14 protein-coding genes are annotated in these 20049 nt (G+C 35.5%); 10 read left to right on the plus strand and 4 right to left on the minus strand.

Translation table 11 applies throughout. From position 1 onward, the window contains the following. Nucleotides 1–104: 104 nt before the first annotated feature. From C1631_RS11345 to C1631_RS11365, 5 genes are all read left to right on the plus strand, one after another. A complete protein-coding gene (locus C1631_RS11345; RefSeq protein WP_109712176.1) occupies nt 105–1433 on the plus strand; it encodes a hydroxymethylglutaryl-CoA synthase family protein in 1329 nt (442 codons plus the stop codon). A 416-nt stretch (nt 1434–1849) separates the two neighbouring features. Further along, nucleotides 1850–4684, plus strand: a complete 2835-nt coding sequence (locus C1631_RS11350) for a SusC/RagA family TonB-linked outer membrane protein (RefSeq protein WP_109712178.1) — start codon at nt 1850–1852, stop codon at nt 4682–4684. A 15-nt stretch (nt 4685–4699) separates the two neighbouring features. Continuing rightward, on the plus strand, nt 4700–6166 hold the full coding sequence (locus C1631_RS11355) for a RagB/SusD family nutrient uptake outer membrane protein (protein WP_109712180.1): 1467 nt from the start codon (nt 4700–4702) through the stop codon (nt 6164–6166). Between the two features lie 433 nt (nt 6167–6599). Then, a complete protein-coding gene (locus tag C1631_RS11360) occupies nt 6600–9452 on the plus strand; it encodes a SusC/RagA family TonB-linked outer membrane protein (RefSeq protein WP_109712182.1) in 2853 nt (950 codons plus the stop codon). A gap of 12 nt (nt 9453–9464) precedes the next feature. Beyond that, the gene (locus C1631_RS11365) at nt 9465–10988 is read left to right on the plus strand and encodes a RagB/SusD family nutrient uptake outer membrane protein (protein ID WP_103249668.1); all 1524 of its coding nucleotides are present in this window, start codon (nt 9465–9467) and stop codon (nt 10986–10988) included. A gap of 89 nt (nt 10989–11077) precedes the next feature. Here the strand turns inward: C1631_RS11365 and C1631_RS11370 are convergent, their stop codons facing one another. Next, nucleotides 11078–12004, minus strand: coding sequence for an AraC family transcriptional regulator (locus C1631_RS11370; RefSeq protein ID WP_103249667.1), 927 nt, complete (start codon nt 12002–12004; stop codon nt 11078–11080). Nucleotides 12005–12183: 179 nt separating this feature from the next. Here C1631_RS11370 and C1631_RS11375 point away from each other — a divergent pair, with 179 nt between their 5' ends. Further along, nucleotides 12184–13713 (plus strand): aldehyde dehydrogenase family protein, encoded by a 1530-nt coding sequence (locus C1631_RS11375; protein WP_109712184.1) that lies wholly within the window; start codon nt 12184–12186, stop codon nt 13711–13713. A gap of 453 nt (nt 13714–14166) precedes the next feature. Beyond that, complete coding sequence (locus C1631_RS11380) at nt 14167–14550, plus strand: DUF779 domain-containing protein (RefSeq protein WP_103249616.1); 384 nt, start codon at nt 14167–14169, stop codon at nt 14548–14550. 48 nt (nt 14551–14598) lie between these two features. On the opposite strand, the gene C1631_RS11385 is transcribed toward C1631_RS11380, so the two are convergent. Continuing rightward, the gene (locus C1631_RS11385; RefSeq protein WP_109712186.1) at nt 14599–15798 is read right to left on the minus strand and encodes a dicarboxylate/amino acid:cation symporter; all 1200 of its coding nucleotides are present in this window, start codon (nt 15796–15798) and stop codon (nt 14599–14601) included. Between the two features lie 92 nt (nt 15799–15890). On the opposite strand from C1631_RS11385, the gene C1631_RS11390 reads away from it, so the two are divergent. From C1631_RS11390 to C1631_RS11400, 3 genes are read left to right on the plus strand one after another with little or no spacing between them, the layout of a single operon-like run. Continuing rightward, nucleotides 15891–16796, plus strand: coding sequence for a DnaJ C-terminal domain-containing protein (locus C1631_RS11390; RefSeq protein ID WP_109712188.1), 906 nt, complete (start codon nt 15891–15893; stop codon nt 16794–16796). 3 nt (nt 16797–16799) lie between these two features. Continuing rightward, nucleotides 16800–17102 (plus strand): chaperone modulator CbpM, encoded by a 303-nt coding sequence (locus C1631_RS11395; RefSeq protein WP_109712190.1) that lies wholly within the window; start codon nt 16800–16802, stop codon nt 17100–17102. A 37-nt stretch (nt 17103–17139) separates the two neighbouring features. Beyond that, nucleotides 17140–17667, plus strand: coding sequence for a hypothetical protein (locus C1631_RS11400; RefSeq protein WP_103249184.1), 528 nt, complete (start codon nt 17140–17142; stop codon nt 17665–17667). A gap of 58 nt (nt 17668–17725) precedes the next feature. Here the strand turns inward: C1631_RS11400 and C1631_RS11405 are convergent, their stop codons facing one another. Both C1631_RS11405 and C1631_RS11410 read right to left on the minus strand, forming a co-directional pair. After that, complete coding sequence (locus tag C1631_RS11405; RefSeq protein ID WP_103249187.1) at nt 17726–18709, minus strand: PLP-dependent cysteine synthase family protein; 984 nt, start codon at nt 18707–18709, stop codon at nt 17726–17728. 107 nt (nt 18710–18816) lie between these two features. Continuing rightward, nucleotides 18817–20046 (minus strand): ABC transporter permease, encoded by a 1230-nt coding sequence (locus C1631_RS11410; protein ID WP_103249189.1) that lies wholly within the window; start codon nt 20044–20046, stop codon nt 18817–18819. Between the last annotated feature and the right edge of the window lie 3 nt (nt 20047–20049).

The following is a 20049-nucleotide window of genomic DNA, read 5'->3' on the forward strand; positions in this document are numbered from 1 at the left end:
TTTTGTGGTTGAAAAACTGACTTATCAACAAGAAACTAAAAAATAAGGATATTAAAAGGTTATTCAGGCTACATTTTATAAATTCGTATAAAAATTTAAATAAAATGAGTTTTGGAATTGAAGCAGCGGACTACTATGTGCCGGGTTTGTATTTGGAGATCAAAGATTTAGCAGAAAAAAGAGGAATTGAACCCGCAAAATTGGAAAAAGGACTGGGTTTGCATAAAATGGGACTTCCGGACGTTCATGAAGATGCAGCAACCTTTGCAGCAGAAGCTCTTCTGAAGCTTATTAAAAATTATAACATCAATCCTAAAGATATTGCTAGAGTCTATTTAGGAACAGAAAGTGCTGTGGATGCAGCCAAACCTACGGCTTCCTATGCTGTACAGATGGTAGAAAAAGTATTGGAAAGTGAGTTTGGGATCAGAAGCTTTAAAAATTGTGATGTCCTGGATATGACCTTTGCTTGTGTAGGTGCCGTAGATGCACTACATAATGCTCTTGACTATGTGAGAGTGAATCCTGAAAAAAAGGCAGTAGTCATTGCCAGTGATTATGCTAAATATGAGTTGGCTTCCTCAGGTGAGTATACACAAGGGGGGGGAGCAGTTGCTCTGTTGGTTTCTGCAAAACCAGATCTTTTAGAAATTGAAAATAACTGGGGGGTTGCTTCAGAAAGCGTTTTTGACTTTTTCAAACCGAGAAGACAATATAATAAAGCTGATTTAGTTACCGCGCCTGAAAACTATCCTGACCAAATTGAAGTTTTTACCGATGAACCTGTTTTTGATGGACAATATTCTAATCAATGTTATCAGGACAGAATAAGAGAGGCATATCATCACTATAAAGAAATCACAGGACAAGAGAAACCATATGAAAATTGGAAATATATTATTTTCCACCTTCCTTACGCCTTTCATGGAAAAAGAGTTTTTACCGAAATCTACAGCCTTGAAAATGGACTTTCGTACGAAACAACTGAAGAACAAAAAGCTGTGGCAAAGTCTGAGGATTACCTTCAGTTAATTCATGATAAAATAGAAAAAACACAATGGGCATCTTCACAAATTGGTAATATGTATACCGCTTCCGTTTTTATGGCATTTTTATCAGCTCTACAAACCTCTTTTAATGAAAATGAAGATCTTACCGGTAAAGAAATAGGCTTTGTAGGATATGGTAGCGGCTCAAAATCAAAAGTTTTTGCAGGTACAATTTCTAACCAATGGCGAAAGGTTGTTGAAAAATGGAATTTGTTTGAAAATCTCGATAATAGGACTTCTATTGATTTCGAAACATATGAAAAACTACATAGAAAACAATTGAAGCAATCCGTAAACCCACAATATAAAGGGTTTGGCTTAGTTTCTATAGAAGCTGAAAATCCGGTTTTAAATGGAGCCCGATATTATAGCTGCCAGAGGTAAAATATAATCAGAAATACTAATAAAGCATTCCAAATTAAGGGATGCTTTATTTTTTCGCTGTTTTTTTTAGTGTTTTAATGAGTTTGTGTATACTTTTTACTGTTTTTACTGAAAATATATAATGTTTATTTTTGGATTTTTTTTGTTAAAAATAATATTTTAATTTATTTTTTTTATTAATTGTTTAAAATATGTGTGGGTTAATAGAATTTTTAATAATTGTTAAAATTCCGTTAATATTGAAGTGTGTGGGTTTTTTTTAGTTTTTTTCAACATATCACTAATTAGTTCTTGATAATTTTCCATTTTTAACGAAATAATTACAGTTTAAACGATTGTTTATCAGTGTTTTAAAAGTTGAGTCTGTTAATTTTTATTAACATATTTGTGACTGAATATATTAAAAACTGTTAAATATGAATGTGAAATTATGTGTATTGAGCGCAGGAGCCTTGTTCTTTCTGGGACAGGGGGTTTCCGCGCAGAAAGTAAAGAAGGATACGATTCCTAATGCAACTAATATTGAAGAAATTGTTGTTACAGGTTACCAGAAGAAAAGTAAAGATGAGGTTACTTCAGCTATTTCTGTTGTCTCCGGTAAATCTTTGTCAAACCTTTCTTCTTCTACAATGGGAACAAATGCTTTACAAGGAAAAGCTGCGGGTGTAGATATTGCTGCTTTAAATGGAAAGCCAGGAGGAGGTTCAGCCATTAATATTAGAGGGCTAGGTAATATTACGACATCAGTTGGAGCGTCTAATCCTTTATTTGTGATTGACGGTTTTATTGTAGGAAATGATCAGAGGGCACAAGATGTATTCAACTCTATAAATCCCAATGATTATGAAAGTCTATCAGTTTTAAAAGATGCAGCAGCAGCAGCAATCTATGGTTCTCAGGGTGCTAACGGGGTTATTGTTTTAACAACAAAGAGCGGTAAATCCGGAAAGCCAGTTATTACTTTAAGTTCTCGTATGGGATTTTCTGACAAAATCAAAGATATTAATTTTAGCATGATGAACTCTGCTGAAAAGATTAATTATGAGAAGCAAATGTATGCTTTGGGTATTCCGGGATATATTCAGTGGAGTGATCAAGCAACCGCCAACGCTCTAGCTTTGGACCATAATTGGCAAAAAAGTATTTTAAGAACCTCCTATATTGAATCTTATCAGGTTGCTGTAAGAGGTGGAAATGAAAAATCTAAGTATACAATCTCGCTAGGCTATGATTCTGATAATGGTATTGTTGAGAACATCCATGCGTATAAACGATATACAGGGAGAATGAAATATGAAGCAAGCCCTACTGATAGATTAAGTTTTGGGTCATCATTAGGTGTCAATTATAGCATGTCTCAAGAAATCAGGGATCGGAATAATACACAAAATCCTTTTCGAGCTATGTATGATTATAATAGTTTTGAACCCGTATATAGACAAGATGGAAGCTATAACCCAACAAGGCAGGGTTTTCCAATATTAGAAGCTCTTAAAAATAATCCTGAAAATATAAATTCTTTAATTCTTGATGGAAATGTATTTGCTCAATACAAAATTATTGATGGCTTAAATTTTAAAACCCAGTTAGGAGGATATTATAATAATATAAGAAGAACATCTAAAATTTTAAGAGGATCATTTCTTGATAATGTTCTTGGAATTAATGGAAGTGTTGTTGAACAAAATCAAAATCGCTTCAGATATACAAATTCAAATACATTGAATTATGTTAAATCATTTGGTAATCACAGTTTTGATTTGCTGGCATTAATCGAATATACTGAATTTAGAAATGATTATATAAGTGGTACAGGGAGAAATTTTTCCTCACCATCTTTAAGTGAATTAGGTAACGCTTCCACTCCCTTTGCTATTGCGGGATATGATGAATTGTACAGAACCTTTTCATATGGAGGGTTTCTAACTTATGATTTCTCTAAAAAGTATATTTTAACAGCTTCTATAAGACAAGATAAAGATTCTCGTTTTGGGAAAAATAATGTTTCTTCAGAGCCTTTCTGGTCTTTAAGCGGTGCATGGAATGTGACGAATGAAGATTTTGCAAAAAATAGCACGATACTTTCTCTGCTAAAATTACGTGCTTCAATAGGAACAAGGGGATATAATAATATAAACCTTAATCTAAATAACATTCTTATGTCAGGAGGAATCTATGGAACATTTCCAACAATAGTTTCAAATGCTAATTATGGAAATCCTGACTTGAAGTGGGAAGTAACAAAATCTCAAAATTATGGGGCAGAATTTGGGTTTTTAAAGAACAGAATCAAAGGTACGATAGACTATTTTATTGATAAGAAAAAGGATTTTATATTATCAATACCTAATTTTAGTTCAGAAGGAGGAGCATACTCAACAAATATTAATGCCGGAGATCTTTCTAATAAGGGATTGGAAATTAGCTTATCAGCAGATATAATAAAGTCAGCTAATTTTAATTGGAGTGTAAGGGCTAATACAAGTATTATGAGCTATAAGCTTAATAAATTGAGAAATGGAGAAACAGAAAGAATTTATGGAATTAATATCTTAAGAGAAGGTTATGAACCATTTTCATTTTTCTTGGTAAAAAGTGCAGGAATAAATCCTAATAATGGCAACGAAGTATATTATACCAAGGATGGAAATACTACAGAAATTTATAATTCTAATGATGCAGTTTTAATAGATGGCAAATCCCCCCTTCCTAACCTTTTTGGTGGCTTTGGTACAAGCTTAAACTATAAAGGGTTTGATCTTCAAGCTGATTTTACGTATAAATCAGGAAACTATACATATAATTATATGGCTCTTAATATGTTAAATTATAGTAATGGGACCAATAGTAATATGAGATCCGATGCTGCTAATTATTGGACAGCACCAGGACAAACGAATGTATTGCCTAGGCCTAGCAATCCCACCAATGCACCTGGAGGAATTACTGGTTTGCAAACTACTGACAGATTTTTACAAGATGCGTCATTTATTAGACTTAGAAATGTAAGTATTGGATATACGATTGATAAAAAAACCATTGGAGAGACACTTCCTGTTAATAAGATAAGAATATCACTAACTGGGCAAAATCTAGCTACTTGGACAAAATTCGAAGGAGATCCAGAAGTTTCAATCGGATCAGGAGAAAATCAAACCGGAACCGGACAAACATTTATTAATGGTGCGTTTGCTCTTTATAGTTATCCGGCTGTGAAAACCTATTTATTTGGAATTGAACTAGAATTTTAATTATATAATTGAAACATGAAAAGAATAATTAACATAACAATATTATCATTTGCTCTTTTTTCGTTTATAGAATGTAGCGATGATAGATTTGATGTCTTGCCTAATAACCAAGATTCTCCTCAGACAATTTTTACTACGGAGTCTAATTACAGGGTTGTTGTAGATGGTGCTTATGATGCATTTAAAAGTGCAACTTATTATAGTGGTGATACTGGAAGCTCGATTATACTTGGAGACGTACTTGCTGATAATCTTATTTTAAATACACAGGGAAGGCAAACAAACAAAGTTGCTTACGAGTGGTCTTTTACTCCACAGTCTTCTGATGTAACGGCTTTATATTCTTCTGCGTATTTTGTGATTTCAAGAGCGAACCTCGTTTTGGATAATCTTAATAAAGTTCCATATACTAATTATATGCGAAACATTGAGGCTGAAGCGAAAGCTATAAGAGCAATTGCTCATTTTGATTTGGTGAGAGCTTATGCAAAAATTCCTACACAAAGTGCTGATGCTTCCTCTTCTTTAGGAATTGCCTATGTGACAACTTTTAATCCTGCTATTAAGCCAGTGAGAGACACCTCTGTTATTATTACCTATGATAAGATTATTGCTGATTTGTTAGATGCATTGAGTAAAATCAATAGTGATAATGGGAGCATTGGTAGATTGAATAGGACCTCAATACTAGGCTTTTTGTCTAGAGTGTATTTATACAAGGGAGATTATAATAAAGCTATAGAGTATGGAGAGCAATGCATAAGTGCTTATCCTTCTGTAGGAAGTAAAGATAACTTTGTAAATGTGTGGAGAGATGCATCTGATGATGGAGAATTATTTACAATTTTAAACTCAAATGTATCGGCTGACAATGTAAATGTAGGTGTGGCTTATAGTCAGGATGTTTCAGGTATTCGTTCCGAGCATAATGTAAATTATGATTTGTTTACTAAATATCAGGACATTGATATACGAAAAACAGCTTATGTACTTACTGCTAATTTTGGATCCACGCCTTATAATCATGTTATAAAATATAGAACAAGAAATAGTTCTACTGTGAGGGGGGTTGTAGATATCAAATTTCTTAGATCTGCAGAAGTTTATCTTAATGTAGCAGAAGCATATATTAAATCATCTGCTGCAAATCCTACAAGAGCATTACAATTATTAAATATATTAAGAACTCAAAGGTATACATCATATGTTGCAGGTACAGAAACAGGAACTGATCTATTAAATGCAATATATTATGAGAGAAGGTTAGAGCTTGCGTTTGAGAATGATCGTTTTTGGACTATTAAGAGATTGGGACAATCTGTTATTAGATCGAGTTTTGGTTCAGCAGCAAATGGCGGAGGTACAGATGCGCCTACAGGATCACTAAAAACCCTTCCTGCAAATAGTTTTAGATTTGTATTACCGATTCCCCAAGATGCTATTAATTTAAATCCTAATATGTTGCAAAACCCAGGATACTAATTATAATTAACAAATTTTTAATCCAAATAGCAGTAAGGCCGTCTTTTAAGACGGCCTTACTGCTATTTATTAAGTCTTTTTTATGTAAATTATCAGAAATACCCTTTTATTTTTCTCTTTTTTCTTCAAAATGTTGAATATTTTAATTTAATATTTTTCGCTATTAATTCCGGTTTAGGTTTATTTTTTTTACTGTATTTAATCAATTGAAGGACTTTAATTTTAATTTCAGTTTTCCTTAAAATTCCATTAATGTTCAGATTGCTTTATTTTCTGTTAATATTTTAAATATAATTAAAATTATTTTGTATTGATTTTGTGAATTAAGTGAAGATATGTTCCCTCTGACAGGCTGTTTTACACGCTTGATAAATTGATGTTGTTAATTTTTATTAACATATTTGTCACCTTGAATATATTAAAATTTGTTAATATGAATGTGAAATTGCGTGTTTTAACAGCAGGGGTTTTGTTTTTTACAGGCCAGGCTGTATTTGCTCAAGAAAAAGAATCTAAGAACAGTAAGGACAAGGAGACTAAGATTGAGGAAGTAGTGGTGTTGGGATATAGTAAAACATCTACAAAAGCTAAAACTACAACCTCTTCGGTAACAGTTGGTGCCGAAACTCTGGAAAACAGACCAAACATTTCGGTATTAAGTTCAATTCAGGGTACTGCTCCTGGAATTGTTGTTAATTCAGCGTCAGGTTCTCCGGGTTCTGGTAAATTCAACATCCTGATCAGAGGTACAAGTTCCCTTAATGGTTCTACAGACCCTTTGTATGTGGTAGATGGAGTAATTACTTCAGGTTCTCAATTCAGAAACCTAAACTCTTATGATATTGAAACATTCAGTATTCTGAAAGATGCTCAGGCAACTGCAATCTATGGTAACAGAGCCGCTAATGGAGTTGTTGTAATTACAACAAAAGGAGGAAGATTTAATTCCGGACTAAAAGTTTCTTATGATGCATTAACTTCATTCAGCCAATTGCCTGATACAAAATACAACATGGCAAATGGTAGAGAGTTACTACAGATTCAAAAGAATTTACAAACTGGCAAAGGAAAAACTCTTACGCAAGACCAGATTGATAATTGGGGAACAAATACAGACTGGAATAAGCAATTTACCCGTGTTGGTATTTCTCAACAACACAACCTTTCCATTACTGGAGGTGGTGAAAACATCAATAACTTTTTATCTTTAGGATATCTTGAAAGTGAAGGTACTGTAAGATCTACTGATTTCAAAAGGTTTACGATGAGAAATAACCTTAATGGTAAATCTAAAGACGGAAAACTGACTTTCGGGTCTATCATTGGTTTAGGATTCTCCAAAAGAAACCAGCTTGATGATGAAACAAACACAGGGATTGCAGCCAATACACTTCAAAACCCTTTATTTGGAGGTGTTCTTTCAAGACCATACATAGGCCCTTCTCCTTATGCAAACGGTCAGGAATTATTTAATGCGATTAAATCAGATGCAACAAATAACAGACAATGGGTACTTCAGGATAATATCAATGGAGGAATCAGAAACAGATTTACAGAATTAAGCATCTCTGCAAATGCCAATGTAAATTATAAAATTACAGATTTCTTAAGCATTGGAAACAGAACAGGTATTGAATACAAACAATACGAAAAGATTTTTGCCAGATCTCCACTCGGATATCTTTCAATCAGTGTTGCCAATGGTGATGGATCTAAGTATGGAGGTAGCGAAGAATTTACTACTACAAGAGATTTAACATTCAACAGTATTACGAATATTACATTCAACAAATCTTTTGGAGATCATACAATTACTGCTGCAGCTTATATGGATTATGTAAAAGCTCACGTTAATACAACTTTCCAGAGACAAAATGGTCTGAACCCACTACAATGGGAATTCGGAGCTGGAACGGGTTATATCCCTTTTAACCCGGATACTCCTAACTTTTACAGACCTTCTGTGAGCGCTACAAAAGTAACGGCAGGTACTTTAGCTTACTTCGGTACGTTAGATTACGATTACAAAGACAAGTATGGGGTAAGCGGGGTGATCAGAAGAGACGGATCTTACCGTTTCCTTCCTACCAACAGATGGGAAACTTTCTGGTCCCTGGCAGCAAGATGGAATATCGATAAAGAAGATTTCATGGCTGATTCAGGATTCAGATTGCTTAAATTAAGAGCTTCTATCGGTACAACTGGTAACCAGAATTTAGGAATTGCTACAGATAATTCTAACCCATTAGCATTATTACCTAACAACTTCCTTGATTTATACAACGGTTTTTCAGGATATCAAAATATCTTAGGGTATAACTTTACTAATCTTTCAAACCCATACTTAAGATGGGAGCAGGTAAAGCAGACGAACATTGGTCTCGACTTTAACTATAAAGGATTGATCGAAGGTAGCGTTGATTATTATCAAAAGAGAACTACCAGAATGTTTAATGACCTTCAAAAGTCATCAATTACAGGTACTTACGCGATCAGAGGTAACGATGGAATCCTTGATAACAAGGGTATTGAAGGGTTAATTAAATATAATGCCATCAGAACTGAAAATACAAGATTATCTATTTTTGCGAACGCAGCATACAACTCCAACAAAATTGTTTCAATGGGAAGCGAAAATCTTGCAGGAGATGTAGTAAATGCAATTGGTGGACCTGCTGGTCAATATCAGCTATACCCGTATATCGGCGTGAACCGCGAAAACGGAAATCTTCAATTCCTTGACAAAAACGGAAATATTACTGAAGCTCCAACATCTGCGGACAGAAGATTGACAGGAAAATCAAGATATGCTAAGTTTACAGGAGGTTTTGGATTCAATTTACAGCATAAAGGTTGGTACTTAGATACCTTATTCTCTTTCCAACAAGGAGGTTGGATTTATGATAACCTGGAATCATGGGTATTTGATCCAAGTGCCGCTGCCAACAGAAACCTTTCAGCAGACTTGTTGAATGCATGGACCCCTCAAAATAAAGATACTGATGTACCAGGATTAAAAGCAACAAACTCAAGTTTAGGGTCTTCAGACAGATTCTTACGCAGATCAGACTTTATCAGACTTAAAAATGTTTCTTTAGGATATAGTTTTAATAAAAATCAACTCGGTAAACTACCGGTAAGAGGAATTAAAGTATTTATTCAGGCAGAAAACCTTTATACCTGGACAAAATGGAAAGGATTCGATCCTGAGCCAATTACTTCTTACTCACTGAATGTTTATCCAAACCCAAAAACTGTATCGGTAGGGTTAAATGTTGATTTTTAATTGAAAGAAATTATGAAAAGAATTATAAATACCATATTAGTTGTAGCAACTTTATCATCTGCTGCATTTACATTAAACAGCTGTCAGGATGCATTAGACATCAGACAGCCGGGAGAATTACAGGAAAATGAATTATATACAAGTGTGGCCAATTTAGGTGAAGTACTAAACGGGTCTGTATATGCTCAATTGGATCCTATTGATGAGGTATACTTTACCGCTGTATTTACAGATGAGGTAAAGCCCGGTTCAGGAAGTGGAGGACAGGAATATTCATTACACAGACATTTCCTTGACCCCGCAACTGTTATTGTAACGGGAGGAGGAACCGTAAGTACTGTTCAAAGTGACGGGATCTGGTTGAATAACTACAGAGTGATTAACCGAGTTAACAGATTACTTGAAGGTGCAAAGAAAATTACACCTGCTAACGAAAAAGAAACAAAAACCTATAATGCAATTCTTGCGCAGGCAAGAGCAATCAGAGCATATTGCTACGTACAGTTAGAGGCATATTTTGCAAGAGATATGAAAGACCCTAACGGTTTAGGAGTAATTCTTTTAAAAGATGTTCCTTCTACGGATGCCAAGCTACCAAGGGCTAAAAATCAGGATGTATACGATTTTATTAATGCTGATTTAGATTTTGCAAGAGGTATTTTAGAGTATTCCAACGGACAATCTGGAAGATATTTTGCAGATAAAGGATTTGTGAATGCAGTGAGTGCTCGTTTTAATTTATACAGAGGAAATACAACTTTGGCAAAACAATATGCACAGGATGTAATTTCAAACTCAGGTTTGGCTCTTACTAAAGCTGATTCATACGGTAATATGTGGAATGACACAGCAAGAGGAGAGATTATTTTCTCTTTAAACAGATTACCTTTAGGGGCCGGGCAAGCTATTGGAGCAAGATGGAATACCAATCAATCTAACGTTGATGGTACACCAATGTGGTTCTGGGGAAGAAACCTGTATAATTTGTTCCAGAATATTCCGGGGGATGTTAGAAAAACATCATATGTAGATATTACTTCAGTTCCAAATCCTAACTATGCAAGTGCAACAGCGGGTGCAACAAGAGATGATAAATTGGTAATTGATAAATATCCTGGTAAAACCGGTACTCCAACGAGAAATGATGTGAAAGTTTTCAGATTGTCTGAAATGTATTTCATTCTTGCTGAAGCTGAAACAGTGGCAGGAAATCTTTCGGTGGCTCAAGATCTTATTCAGAAAGTAAGAGAAGCAAGAAACTCTGAAGGAAAAGCGGTAACCCCTACATATACTAATGCTCAATTTGCTTATGCAGATATTCTTAAAGAACGTAGAATTGAATTAGCACTTGAAGGACACCGTTATGTAGATTTAAAAAGACTTGCAGTAGCAGCGAATGTAGAAATGGATAGAAATGATACAGATGATATCATTCCTACCAAGAACCTTCCGAACGGTGATGATAAATATACATTACCTATTCCTATCAAAGAAACTTCGGCAAACCCGAATGCTGAACAAAATAAAGGCTATTAATCAGTAGTCATTATTGAAAATAGAAAGAGCTCCATCTTTTGATGGGGCTCTTTCTTTTATATTGTATTGGGTTTACTTTCGGAGTTAGATTACTCACGAATAAGCTTCATGTTCTGATAGCTTTTCGGTGTGATTCCTTCCAGTTGCTTGAATACTCTTGTGAAGTAATTGGTGTCCGAAAATCCTGTCTGATAAGCTGTTTCCTTAATGCTGTTCTGCCCGGCCAATAATTCTTTTGCTCTGCTAATTCTTTCCTGCAAAATAAAATCATTAGGAGAAGTCCCCAATTCATCTCTGAACATTTTAAAAAAGTTGGATTTGCTTACATACGCCAGCTTGGCAATACTGTCAATAGATAATTTCTGGTGCAGATTTCTTTTGATATAATCTACCACAAATCCGATTCTGGATTTATTCTTGATGATATTTTTTTCTACCATACTTCTTGCCTGCGTTTGCATAAGTCTGATCAGTAACTCTTTCAGCGCAAAATCAGCCATGATATCCTTTTGGGAATTATCATCCATTGCAATTCTCATAATATTGTTGGTCGCAGAGGCCAGTGCTTTATTATTAAAAAGGAAATATTCATCCAGCTGAATGTTCCACTGGGATTCTTCATCCATTTTGGGAAGATGATAATTCAGATAGTTAAGAGAATCTTCTATAAATTCAGGATTCAGACTTAGAGAAATGCATTGGGTAGGAATTTCATCAGATTCAGGAAAATCAATGACCATGGTTTCTCCCGGAGCAACAAGAATACTTTCACCCGGAAAATAATCAAAATAATTCGTTTTATTATCAAGTTTCATATGCTTCTTCCCTCTTAACATAGCCGTAAAAGCAATATTGTCGAAATGAAGCCTTACATCAAAAGCTGCCTTATGGGTCTCATATATACTGAATTCACAATTGTTCAGATTAAATTTCGTCTGGTTTTCAACAAGACTCAATAGCTGGTTCTCCCTGGATAATTCGGGAGTATTTAATAAAATCTTACTATTGTTATTCATTTCCAAATATTTTTATGAAGGCGCTTACTCAAATATAGAAAATTTGATACAACGTTGTTGTTAATAAAATGATAAAATTACTACCCTGTATTATTTTACACTTTTTTTATACGATTGTGCTATCGCTTTTTATTCCGGAACAGTAATTTGGCATAACGCAAAAATTAAAACATACTAATATGAGCACTCTTACAGAACCTAGATCAGTGACCCTTTTACAGCGTCCTGAGTTCAAAAGCAGATATGATAATTATATCAACGGAAAATTTACACCACCCGTTAAAGGACAATATTTTGATGTGGTATCTCCTGTTGATGGTAAGATTTTTACTCAGGTGGCACATTCATCCAAAGAGGATCTGGAATTGGCTGTAGATGCGGCAGATAAAGCTTTTCAAACCTGGAAAAATACCTCGTCTACAGAGAGGAGCATCATTCTTAATAAAATTGCCGATCGCATTGAGCAAAACTTAGAATATCTGGCTACCGTAGAAACAATTGATAATGGAAAAGCAGTGAGAGAAACTTTAGCTGCAGATATGCCTTTGGCTATTGATCATTTCAGATATTTTGCCTCCGTAATCCGTGCAGAAGAAGGATCTCATAACGAGCTGGATAAAGATACCGTATCTCTGATCGTACATGAACCCCTGGGAGTCATTGCACAAATCATTCCATGGAATTTTCCCATACTGATGGCTGTCTGGAAATTGGCTCCGGCACTCGCCGCAGGAAACTGCGTAGTCTTGAAGCCGGCAGAAAGCACTCCTGTTTCCATCATGGTTTTAATGGAGTTGATAGGGGATCTCTTACCTGCAGGTGTCGTGAATATTGTTAACGGTTTTGGGGCAGAATTAGGCAGAGCCCTGGTAACCAATCCCAAGGTCTCAAAAGCAGCATTTACCGGTTCCACAGCCACCGGACGTTTAGTGATGCAATATGCAACAGAAAATATTATTCCTGTGACATTGGAGCTGGGAGGTAAATCACCCAATGTTTTCTTCAACTCTGTGATGGATGCAGACGATGAATTTTTAGATAAAGCTATTGAAGGAGCTGTTTTATTTGCTCTTAATCAGGGCGAGATTTGTACATGCCCTTCAAGATTATTAGTTCAGGAAGGTATTGCAGATGCTTTCATAGAAAAAGTAATTGAAAGGGTGAAAGCTATTAAAGTAGGAAATCCACTGGATAAAACAGTCATGATGGGGGCTCAGGCTTCTCAGATCCAAAAAGATAAAATACTTTCTTACATTCAGTTAGGAAAAGATGAAGGAGCTGAAGTATTGGTAGGAGGTGATGTCAACAATCTGGGAGAAGACCTTGAAAGCGGATTTTACATTCAACCAACCATTTTTAAAGGAAACAACAGAATGAGGATTTTCCAGGAAGAAATATTCGGTCCCGTACTGGCTTTTACCACCTTTAAAGATGAAGAAGAAGCGATAAAGATAGCCAATGATACCATTTACGGACTGGGTGCAGGAGTATGGACCAGAGATGCTCACCAGCTGTACAATATCCCGCGCCAGATTCAGGCAGGAAGAGTTTGGGTCAATCAATACCATTCCTATCCGGCAGGTGCTCCTTTCGGAGGATATAAACAATCAGGAATAGGACGAGAAAATCATAAAATGATGCTTGACCATTACCGCCAGACCAAAAATATGTTGATTTCTTATAACAAAAATAAGTTAGGTTTCTTTTAATATTAATGAGAGCGTGCCCGCTTGCCCTGGCTTTATCAGGGCAGACGGTCGGGCTATCCAGGGCTGCACTTCGTTTCGGTATTTCATTACATTACATACCGGCTCGTTCCTCGCCGCCCTTACTATCCCTCACGCAGACAATATCCGGGTAACATTATATGTCATATGGCTGTAAAGCTTCCTTAATTGATAACCCCAATAAAAGCTCATCAAAATAAATTCTAATCCAAAAAAAGAGGCTACAGCAGTTCAAGGCTATAATAACTTGTGCAAAGCCTGAAGATATCAGTAATGTCTTCAATAAAATAAAAACTCAAATTGACGGTAAGTTCATTTTCGATATTACCAGCTCAAATTAAGTTGATAATGTGGTTTTGATCCCGGTAAATGACCGGGATCTTTTTATTAAAACTCAAAAATATTAAGGCTGTCTTATACAGTCTGAATCATCATATGGAAACAAAAATATCAAGACTTTCTGCGACAGAAAAAGCACTTGAAGTAATTCATACCCTTGAAGCACAGTATGGTCCTCTTATGTTTTATCAGGCTGGAGGCTGTTGTGAAGGTACACAACCACAATGCTTTGAAAAAGGAGGTTTTTTCCCACGAATGAATGATGCCATGATTGGAACTATCAATGGCTATGAATTCTGGATAGACCGGGATCTCTTTGAATACTGGAAATATTCTCATTTTACCCTTGATGTGACAGAGGGGTTTGGTCCAGGTGGCTTTTCATTAGAAACTCCTTTAGGCAAAACCTTCAAAGTCCATTACAAACTTTTCACTCCCGAAGAATATGAAAATCTGGAACCTGTGCAACGCAGTGAATAGACTCTTTTATTTCTAATGAAAGACTTTTTAAAGGTGGGAACATTTGATTTAAACCTTCACAAACCGGTTCACGAACATTGCGGCGACAATATCTCCCACAGAATTCAGAACAGTTGCCAAAGGATCTACAAGAGTTCCAATAATCATTACTGCAGGAATTGCTTCCTGTGGTAGCTTATAAACAGAAATCATCAGCATTTCACCAATATATCCGCCATTAGGAATTCCTCCGGCTACTATACTTACAAATACGGTAATTCCCACAGCTAAAAGTAGATTGGCAGGATCAAAGAAATCTTTTCCAATGATAAGAAAAGCTACATAAATCTTGATAATCGAAGACATGGATGATCCATTTTTATGCAGGGTTGTTCCAATAGGAATCACAAGGTTAGCGATCGGATTAGGAATTCCAATTTTAGAAGCTGCCTGAAGGTTGGCGGGCATTGTTGCAAAACTACTGCAGGTGCTTATTGCTGTAAGGGTAGGATAGATGGCATTTGTCCAAAAACTTTTAACGCCTGTCTGCCCATTGGCCATAAAAGCGTAGATGGAGAAAAAGAGAAAAAAATAAATAATTCCGGCAACATAATATAATCCTAGCGGCTTCGCATAAAATCCAAAAAGTTGTGGCCCCAGGGTCGCCACCTGAAACGCAAAATAGGCACCCAAACCAACGGGAGCCAGTTTCATAACCAACAATAAAAGTTCCTTCATGACTTCATAGCCAGAAGCAATAAAGACTCTGAATGGTTCTCCCTTTTCTCCTGTTTTTCTGGCAGCAAAGCCAGTCATAAAAGCAAATACCAAAAGAGCAAGCATATTTCTTCGTGAAAATAGCTCCGTAAATTCTCCGACAGTAAAAAAGCTTACAATTCTGTTACCCCACGTATCGCTGTTAGCCGTTTCGGCAATCACCTGAGAACTTCCCGAGACCCCTGAAACAGGGAAAAGATAGACCGCACAGATTGTGAAAACAGCTGCTGTAAGAATAAAAAACAAAAAGGTTAGGGCCATTACAAGAATGATCCTTCCAAATTCAGACTGTTGTTCCAGAGAAGCAATAGAGTTGGATACTGCAAAAAAGACCAGGGGTACCACACTCACAAAAAGAAGGTTAAGAAAAATATCCCCGATAGGCTTGATATATTCTACAAAGCCTGGAATGACTATTCCTATTACACTTCCTATGGTAATTCCTAAAAGTAAAAATATGATTCCTGAGTAGTTTTTGAGTACCTCTTTCATGCGTGGTTTTTATCAAAGATAAGTTTATTTTTAACATTTTGTTATACAATTTTCAGACCTAAAATTCATAAATTTGAGTAAATATCGTTTCTATGGCTTATATAGATTACTATAAAATTTTAGGCGTAGATAAAAGCGCAACACAGGATGACATTAAAAAAGCCTATCGAAAATTGGCAAGAAAGTTACATCCTGATCTCAACCCTGATGATAAAGAATCGGAACGAAAATTCAAAGAGCTAAACGAAGCCAATGAAGTTCTCAGTAATCCTGAAAATCGTGCCAAATATGATAAGTATGGAGAAAACTGGAAACATGGTGAGGAGTATGAAAAGGCTCAGCAGCAGCAAAAACAATATCAACAACAGAGCTACGGTGGCGGATTCTCCGGTGCTGATTTTGGCGAAGGAGAAGATTATTCAGACTTCTTCCAAAATATGTTTGGAGGTGGAGGCTTTGGAAAAAGCTCAAGAGGAAGAGCTTCAGGAAAATTCAAAGGACAGGATGTGCAAGCCGAACTGAATCTGAACTTAAGAGATGCTGCAAAAACACATCCTCAAACTTTTGAAATTAATGGGAAAAAAGTTAGAATTACAATTCCGGCAGGAGTTTATGACGGTCAACAGATCAAATTGAAAGGACACGGAAATCCAGGGATAAACGGAGGTCCTAACGGAGACTTGTATATTACCTTCAATATTCCGGTAGATCCGGATTTTGAAAGAATCGGTGATGACTTAAAAACTAAAGTTACTATTGATTTGTATACAGCTGTTTTGGGTGGTGAGGTAAAAGTACATACTTTGGAAGGAAGTGTACATCTCAAAGTAAAACCGGAAACTCAAACCGGAATAACAGTAAGATTGAAAGGAAAAGGTTTTCCTGTCTATAAGAAGGAAGGAGAACATGGTGATCTTTTTGTAACCTATGAAGTGAAATTACCAACCAACCTTACGGAGAAACAAAAAGAACTTTTTGAACAATTAAAAAACTCCTAGGCTATGAGTGAAAGAATATCGCGGGAAGAACTCGTAAGAATATATAATATCGAAATTACTTTTTTTGATGATCTTGTAGAGTATGGATTGCTTCATGTGCAGACAGAAAATGAAGTTCATTATCTGTTGTATGAAGATTTACCTGATCTGGAAAAATTTGCCAACTGGCATTATGATCTTGAAATCAATCTTCCGGGGCTGGAAGTTATTCATAATATGCTGAAAAAGCTGGAAGCTCTCAATCGTAGAAACAGAGAGTTGATGAATAAACTTTCTGCAATAAGTGATCAATATGAAGATATTTAGTTTAGTTTTGTAGCTTTTTAAAGCAAACCACTTATTTATGAATGAGGAAAAGGTCATTACATTACAACCTGACAGGAAGAATTTTGAAGCCATTTATTTTAGCGGAAATCAAGGAAGTTTACTTTTTTCACCGACTACTAAGAGCAAAACAATTATAACTATTGCTTCTGCTGTTATTTTACTGATTGTATTTCTTTTGAAGGACACTTTGAGTAAAGATAGTCAGGGCGTTTTATACTTTTTGAGCTTTATATTCCTGCTGTGTGCTATTTTTCTGTCTGTAAGCGTTAATAAGATTTCAAGATGGAAGAAACAGGTAAATCAGTATTTGAATCTGCTTGAAAATTGTAAATTATACGAGATCAGATTTGATCAAAATTTTTTTACGGTTAATATTGATGGAGAAAAAGAAACCAGTGAATGGAAAGATTTTGAATATTTGGAAGCGGGTAATGAATTTATTTCTCTTGAAGGAAAGTACAGTTATATGTTTCCTAAGAAGTCAATGAGCGAAAAAGAGTACAATTTACTCAAAAAGAATCTCAAGGATTATATCAAAAAATAAAAACAGGAGCAATAATAAATTGCTCCTGTTTTTATTTTTTGACAAATTTATACATCTGTTAATCCAGCCAGCCCATTTCTTTCATCCACTCGTCATTGTAGATTTTTCCTACATATCTTGACCCATGGTCATGAAGCAAAACAACAATAACATCATCTTTGGTAAACTGATCTTTCATCTGAATCAAAGAAGCAATCGCACTTCCTGCTGAATATCCACAGAAAATACCTTCTTCTTTAGCCAGTTTTCTTGCATAAATTGCTCCATCTTTATCAGTTACTTTTTCAAAATGATCGATCACAGACATATCATAGTTTTCAGGAATAATATCTTCACCAATTCCCTCTGTGATATAAGTGTAAGCATGATCGTAATGAAGCTCACCTGTTTCATGGAATTCCTTAAGAATAGAACCATAGGTATCCACTCCGATTACTTTAATGTCTTTATTTTTTTCCTTGAAGAATGTTCCACATCCGGTAATGGTACCTCCTGTACCGGCTCCTACAACAAAATGAGTCAGTTTTCCTTCAGTTTGTTCCCAAATTTCAGGAGCAGTAGACTCATAGTGAGCGGCTCTGTTGGATAAATTATCATATTGGTTCACATACCATCCGTTTTCTGTTTCCTTAGCGAGTCTTTTAGAAACGGAATAATAAGAACGGGGGTCGGTTGGTTTTACATCTGTAGGGCAGACAATAACCTCAGCACCTACAGCGCGAAGAATGTCACACTTTTCTTTTGATTGCTTGGAATTGGTCACAAAGATACATTTGTACCCCTTGATGATTGCAGCAAGTGCCAGTCCCATTCCTGTATTTCCGGATGTCCCTTCAATGATGGTCCCTCCGGGTTTTAATCTGCCGTCTTTTTCGGCATCTTCTATCATTTTAAGAGCCATTCTGTCCTTTACGGAATTTCCGGGATTGAAAGTCTCTACTTTTGCTAAAACTAAGGCTGGGAAGTCTTCACCTAATACTTTATTAAGTTTTACAAGTGGAGTATTCCCTATCGTTTCAAGAATATTTTTTGCGTATTTCATAAATGTTTTATAAGCGGTGCAAAGATAGGGCTTTTAAAATTTCTTTGCGGTAGATATAATCGCAGACTATTGATAAAAAGCTTAGTCTTCATTATCAATTATTATAATTAGTTATACTTAATTGCTTTCACAGGAGAAATCTTACTGATCAGATAACTTGGGATGATTAAAGCCAGCCCGGAAATGATAAGAATACCTCCTGAAATTGAAATAATAGCAACGGGATTAAGGTCTACCGGAACCGTACTTACGTAATAATTTTCAGGATTGAGTTTTATAACGCCAAAGAACTTTTGAATCAAAATAAGTCCCAATCCTATACCATTCCCGTATAAAAGTCCCGGGATCATTATGATCAGGGTGTAATTGATGAAGGTGGCTCTGATTTGAGCGTTGCTGGCACCTAATGTTTTAAGAAGACCAATAGAATTGGTTCTTTCTATGATAAGGATTAAAAGAACCATGATAATATTAATAACGACAACAATAAGCATGATAATAATAATCAAAGCGATATTGGTGTCAAAAATACTGATCCAGTCTGTAATTTGAGGAAACTTTTCAGTTGCTTTTTCTGCATAATTTTTGTAACCGATGAGCTTTTCAATTTCGGGGAAATCTTTGTCAATATCATTTACATTTTTCAGAAAAATATCAACCCCGCCGATTTCATCAGGTTTCATATCCTGAATTTTTCGTGCATGGTTGATTCCTCCAATAACAAATTGTTCATCAATGAGTTTAATGTCTGTCTTATAAATTCCTATAATTCGAAATTTACGGTATAGGGGTTTTTGATCAGCTTTTAAGAATACTGTGACAATACTGTCATTTAGCTTAAGGTGAAGATCATTGGCTATTTTTTGCGAAATAGTGACATTGTTGTTAAAGCCAACTTCCGTCACTTTTGGAGTAGTCCCGGCAATAAGAAATTTTTTAAATCGCAAACTGTCAAAATCTTTTCCTATCCCTTTAAAAATAATTCCTGAAAAATTATGCTCATTACGCATAATACCAGTAACAGTTACATATTTTTGAACCGTCTCAACATCTTTAAGTTCTTTTATTTTTGCAAGATTAAGTCCCTGATTGTCCAATACAGAAGTATTGTACGAAGAATTGGAACGGGTTGACCTAACGGTAATATGTCCGCTGAAATCTGCCAGTCTCTCTTTAATTGCTTTTTTGGAGCCAAAACCGGTAGCGACTGTAATTAATGAGACAATGAGTCCTAGTGCTACAGATAGCCTGCCAATGAAGATGATAACCCTTGAAAGGTTATTTTTGTTATCTTTGGAAAATGCTATTTTTCTAGAGAAATATAAAGGAAACTTCAAGCT

This window comes from Chryseobacterium phosphatilyticum (assembly GCF_002899825.2).
In the GTDB taxonomy this organism is placed as follows: Bacteria; Bacteroidota; Bacteroidia; order Flavobacteriales; family Weeksellaceae; genus Chryseobacterium; species Chryseobacterium phosphatilyticum.